Annotated in this window: 3 protein-coding genes and 1 pseudogene; all 4 read right to left on the bottom strand. The window is 72.8% G+C overall.

Annotated features, from left to right (window positions below; all coding sequences use genetic code 11):
• Window positions 1-148: 148 nt before the first annotated feature.
• A complete protein-coding gene (locus H5J29_RS24595) occupies window positions 149-598 on the bottom strand; it encodes a nuclear transport factor 2 family protein (protein WP_181783404.1) in 450 nt (149 codons plus the stop codon).
• Entirely contained in the window at window positions 595-1,935 is a 1,341-nt protein-coding gene (locus H5J29_RS24590; protein ID WP_220187878.1) for an LLM class flavin-dependent oxidoreductase, read from the bottom strand. Before H5J29_RS24590 ends, H5J29_RS24595 begins: the two co-directional genes overlap by 4 nt.
• A 16-nt stretch (window positions 1,936-1,951) precedes the next feature.
• Complete coding sequence (gene zwf, locus H5J29_RS24585; RefSeq protein ID WP_181783403.1) at window positions 1,952-3,514, bottom strand: glucose-6-phosphate dehydrogenase; 1,563 nt, start codon at window positions 3,512-3,514, stop codon at window positions 1,952-1,954.
• Window positions 3,515-3,551: 37 nt separating this feature from the next.
• Window positions 3,552-3,808, bottom strand: a pseudogene (locus tag H5J29_RS24580) (hypothetical protein); the annotation flags it as partial.

Below are 3,808 nucleotides of genomic sequence, written 5' to 3'. Positions count from 1 at the left end.
AAGCGGTACGCCGACGACGACCTCGGCCTGGAGGTGCTCTGCACGAAGGGCGGAGCGGGCTCGCTCGCGGTCGGCGAGCGGCCGCTCCCGGAGAAGTCCGCCAAGCCGCTGCCCGCCTCCGACTGACCCGCCGCCACCCCTCGGCTGGTCACCCGCCGAGGGGCGCCGCGACGATCCGGCTCGCCACCCTGCTCCGGAACCTCCAGCGCCCCTCCGACCGCACGTAGCGGTCCCGGTGCAGGCCCACCGCGATCGCGGGTGCCCGACCCTCCCGCGCCGCGGTGACGACCGTCCACATCACCTCGCCGCGCGCCGTGTCCCCGTCGATCTCGACCGACGGGGCGGCGGGCACGTGGGCGACGCCGCCGACCGGGGGCAGGGTGCGACGCATCAGGTCCTCGATCCCGGCCCGACCCGCCGCCCGGCCCGCGGGACCCAGGTCCAGCTCGCCGTCGTCGGCGAAGAGGCCCGCGAACGCCGCGAGCTCCCCCCGGTCCAGCAGGGTGCAGTACGCGGTGACCAGCCGACCGATCTCCGCGAGGTCCTCGAACCGGCGGAGCCGGGCCTCGACGTCGCGGGCGAGGGCCTGCCCGGTCACCGCCCCGCCACCGCGACGGGCCTGCGCCCGGCCGCCTCCGCGATCACCCGGAACGCCTCGAGGTTCTCCGCCGGCGGGGCCGCGGCCGTCTGCGGCCCGTACCGCACCACCAGCCCGGTGAGCCCGCAGTCCAGCCAGGGCTGCACGCGTCCGGCGATCCGGTCCAGCGGTCCCACCAGCCAGCCCTCGTCGATGTACTCGTCGGGGACGGCGGCCAGCGCCTCCCGCCACCGGAGGTCGTCGAGCGGCGGCAGCCCGGTCTGCACCCGCCGCTCGGACTCGCTCGGGTCCTGGTCGCTGCGCAGGTCCGCCAGCCGGTCGGCCACGTCGCCGTAGCCTCGCGCGACCATGAAGTCGTGCTGGATCGCGGCCCAGGTGACCGTGTACTCCTTGAACGGCCGCATCGCGGCGCGGACGTCGTCGTCCACCAGGACGTCGACGTGGGCCCAGATCGCGAAGTCCTCGCCACTGCGCCCGGCCCGGTCGAACCCGGCCTGCAGCAGCGGCGCGAAGGCCTTCATCAGGCCCGGGGCGAACAGCGGCGGCAGCCAGCCGTCCGCGATCTCGGCGGCGAGCCGGGTCATCGCGGGGCCCGCCGCCGCGACCAGCACCGGGATGTCCCCCTGCGGGACGAGCCCGATGGGAGCGGGCGGCAGGTTCTGCGCGTCCGACCCGCGGTACGGCGCGGACCACTCCGTGCCGGCATGGTCGAGCGGCTGCCCGGCGAACGCCTGCCGGAGCACCGTCACGTAGTCGCGCATCCGCCCGACGGGACTGCCCCACGCCCGTGAGTGGAAGCACTCGGCGGCCAGCGGGCTCGCGCTGCCCAGTCCCGCCATGACCCGGCCGCCGCCGGTCGCGTGGTTGAGGGTCTGGAAGGCCATCGCGGCCAGGGCGGGCGGCCTGCCGGTGACCTGCGCGATCCGCGTCCCCAGCTTCAGCCTGCTGGTCTGCCCGGCGATGATGCCCAGGGGCACCAGGGCGTCCGAGCCGAAACCCTCCGCGGTGAAGACCGCGTCGTACCCCAGCTCCTCCGAGAGGCGGATCCGCTCCAGGGGGAGTCGGAACCGCGTGTCCTGCCAGCGAACCTCGGTAGCCAGCTCGACCACGTGATCTCCTTCGATCGGCCATGGTGGACGGGACACGATCACCCGGCAGGGGTGCTCGCGGCTCGCGGTGTTGGCGGCCTCGATGGCGCTCTCGATCGCGGCGCCGTCGTCCGTCACCACGACGAGGGTCAGCACCCGGCCGAGCGCGAGCACACCGCCCTTCTCGCGCAGCTCGACGAGCTTCTTGTTCACCACGGAGGTGTTGCTCGACGGCAGGTCGACGATCATTCCGAGCTCCTCGTGATCATGGCCGGCGCCAGGTGCGCCCGGTGCGTCCGAGCATCTCGTTGGCCTGTCGGGGGCCCCAGCTCCCGGCGGGGTAGGGCGGCGGACCCTCCGGCAGCGCGTGCCAGTAGTCGATCACCGGGTCGAGGATCTCCCACGAGCGCTCGACCTCGTCGTTCACCGGGAACAGCGAGGGCTCGCCGAGCAGCACGTCGAGGATGAGCCGCTCGTAGGCCTCGGGGGAGGCCTCGGTGAACGCCGTGCCGTAGCCGAAGTCCATCGTGACGTCCCGGACCTCCATCTGGCTGCCCGGCACCTTGGACCCGAAGCGCATGGTCACGCCCTCGTCCGGCTGCACGCGGATGACCAGCGCGTTCTGCCCCAGCTCCTCGGTCATCGTGGAGTCGAAGGGCAGGTGCGGGGCGCGCTTGAAGATGACCGCGATCTCGGTGACCCGGCGGCCGAGCCGCTTGCCCGTGCGCAGGTAGAACGGCACGCCCGCCCACCGCCGGGTGTCGATCTCGCAGGTGATCGCGGCGAAGGTCTCGGTGGTGGAGTTCGGGTCGTAGCCCTCCTCCTCCTTCAGCCCGCAGACGAGCTCGCCGCCCTGCCAGCCGCCCTCGTACTGGCCGCGCGCGGTCGTCTCCGACAGCGGCTGCACCAGCTTGGTGGCGTTGAGGACCTTGATCTTCTCGCTGCGCAGCTCGTCCGAGGAGAACGACGTCGGCTCCTCCATCGCCGTGAAGGCGAGCAGCTGCAGCAGGTGGTTCTGGATGACGTCCCGGGCCGCGCCGATGCCGTCGTAGTAGCCCGCGCGCCCGCCCAGGCCGATGTCCTCGGCCATGGTGATCTGCACGTGGTCGACGTAGTGGCTGTTCCAGATCGGCTCGAACAGCTGGTTGGCGAAGCGCAGCGCGAGGACGTTCTGCACCGTCTCCTTGCCGAGGTAGTGGTCGATCCGGAAGACCGAGTCCTCGGGGAAGACGTCGTTGACGATCGCGTTGAGCTCCTTGGCCGACGCCAGGTCGTGGCCGAAGGGCTTCTCGATGACGACCCGGCGCCACTGGTCCGCGTCCTGTGCGGACAGTCCGGACCGCGCCAGCTGCTTGCAGACGACGGGGAAGGCGCTGGGCGGGATCGAGAGGTAGAACGCGTGGTTGCCGCCGGTGCCGCGGACCCGGTCCAGGTCGCGGACGCATCGCTTCAGACGGTCGAAGGAGTCGTCGTCGTCGAAGGTGCCCTGGACGAACCGGAAGCCCTCCGCGAGCCGGTCCCAGACCTCCTGCCGGAAGGGGGTGCGGGCGTGCGCCTTCACGGCCTCGTGGACGACCTGGCCGAAGTCCTGGTCGTCCCAGTCCCGGCGGGCGAAGCCGGTGAGCGCGAAGCCCGGCGGCAGCAGCCCGCGGTTGGCGAGGTCGTAGATGGCGGGCATGAGCTTCTTGCGGGACAGGTCACCGGTCACGCCGAAGATCACCAGGCCGCAGGGCCCCGCGATCCGCGGCAACCGCTTGTCCCGTGGGTCTCGCAGCGGGTTCACCCAGTGCGCCGTGTTCGCCGGGATGCCCCTGGTACCGCTGGTCATCGCCTCAGACTCCCACTCTCGGGTCCATCGGGTGTGCTCATCCGTCCTCTCGCCCGGCCGGGTCCCCCGGTCGGGGTCGCAGTCCCTGGACCGCCCGGGCCAGCAGGACGAGCCCGGCGACGCGGTCGGTGAGGTGCAGCCGCAGCACGGGGACACCCCGCGCCGCGACCGCGGCAGCGACGGTGCCCGCCTCGGTCAGCGCCAGACTAGCCGGCAGCGGACCCGGATCGGGAACGAGATCGTCCGGCGCGTCCCCGGTGAGCAGACAGAGCACCCCCGGAGGGGGGTCGGCCC

The sequence above is a fragment of the Pseudonocardia pini genome (assembly GCF_013870575.1).
Classification (GTDB): domain Bacteria; phylum Actinomycetota; class Actinomycetes; order Mycobacteriales; family Pseudonocardiaceae; genus Pseudonocardia; species Pseudonocardia pini.
The sequence above is the reverse complement of the archived record's forward strand: the minus strand, read 5'-3'. Positions and strand labels throughout refer to the sequence as shown.

Bases quoted from the DNA above. Each gene is read 5' to 3' on its own strand.
- H5J29_RS24590 (WP_220187878.1), bottom strand. From the start codon at position 1,935: ATGATCGTCGACCTGCCGTCGAGCAACACCTCCGTGGTGAACAAGAAG.
- zwf (WP_181783403.1), bottom strand. From the start codon at position 3,514: ATGACCAGCGGTACCAGGGGCATCCCGGCGAACACGGCGCACTGGGTG.